At 44.4% G+C, this 1328-nt stretch carries 1 protein-coding gene and 1 pseudogene; one reads left to right on the top strand and one right to left on the bottom strand.

Annotation, left to right across the window (positions count from 1 at the left end):
- Positions 1–133 precede the first annotated feature (133 nt).
- Positions 134–946, bottom strand: coding sequence for a hypothetical protein (locus ACP96_RS18990; RefSeq protein WP_154020519.1), 813 nt, complete (start codon positions 944–946; stop codon positions 134–136).
- Between the two features lie 257 nt (positions 947–1203).
- Here ACP96_RS18990 and ACP96_RS19680 point away from each other — a divergent pair.
- A pseudogene (locus tag ACP96_RS19680) lies at positions 1204–1328 on the top strand (ISH3 family transposase); the annotation flags it as partial.

Below are 1328 nucleotides of genomic sequence, written 5' to 3'. Positions count from 1 at the left end.
CCTCACTTCATACCACAGCCTGCGGATTCGCCTCCATCGCCAGTAACTCTTTGAGCAACCGGTACAACCTCCCCGATGAAGCGGGAGATTTGCGTCATAGACAACCGCATTCTCCCGCTTCAACTCCTTTGATTTAGCGGCCTACCTCGCTGCTGTATGGCGATTCAACACAGCCCTTCGTCCAAAATGTCTCTGTTACAGTTTCAGTTAATCGATCTTGTATTTCCTCAGTCCATCCAAGAACATCTGCCGTTGAGCGAATTGCCAAAGCGCTTATTTCACCTAATAAGAGTGGTATTGCTATTAGATAGAAACCGCTATAATCTGGGTTCAAACCATTTTCAGCGTATAGCTCTACTATCTCAACATCACCAACAAAGAGAATATCTAGGTATCCGATAGTGTATGGAGCAGATATCACCGTCCAATTGATCAGCGTTAGAATTGACCATAGCGCTATGACGTGTATAGTCTGTGTTTGTAGTGAGTCTCCGGGAAAAAGATTTAAAATTTCTAATTGCTCTTTCACCTTTCTATATCCAATGGGAGATTCAAGTTCAACTCCAGATTGGTCTATAACTACTGGGAAATTAACCCAGACCGGTGAAGTAAAATATGACTCAGCCTCAGGTATGAACTCCCCCTCAATCACACCTGCTTCAGCTGCGATTGATTTCAGTATTGCACCTGCAATGATAATCTGAAAAGCTGATAATATAGCTATCACGAGTAGCCAAAGAGCATCTCCTGCCGGTATTCTAAGTATAATTGGTGCAGCAAATAATATAATAAGACTTCCAATAAAAAGGGCAGTTACCTGTGCGATACTTTGTATTCTAGATATAACATACCGGACTCTTAAAGCGTGAGAACCGACTGACTCTATCTTTTCTGCCACTTGTTGAATTTGTTCAGGTTCAATTAGAGAGTCTCCCTCGTCACTCATATTTATTGCTCTGTGCTTATTAACATATTATACGTTTGCTCCAAATTTTGGGGATTATCGGAGACATCTCCTAATCCAACGAATAATGTCGGAGCTGAGGTCTTACGGGCGTTTCACCGAGAATATAGTGACATCAATTCCGTGTGAATAGTCGCTAGTTGTCCACTCTGGCTCAGGAGTCCAGCAGCTGATACGTAGTCCTGAGTGAAGCGGATGAATCAGGAACCTGATTCATCCGCTGTCCGGATACGCACCTGATGAACCTACCAAAACTCACGCAGGTGCTTACAGATCCGGACGAGTTCATTACGAACAGCCAACTCAAGACTCTTGCTCTGGAGGCGCTCGAGTTGGTTCCGATGCCCGGGGGGGGAGGAGCAGA

This window comes from Halorubrum halophilum (assembly GCF_000739595.1).
GTDB lineage: Archaea > Halobacteriota > Halobacteria > Halobacteriales > Haloferacaceae > Halorubrum > Halorubrum halophilum.
This window is presented reverse-complemented; position numbering and strand designations above follow the sequence as displayed.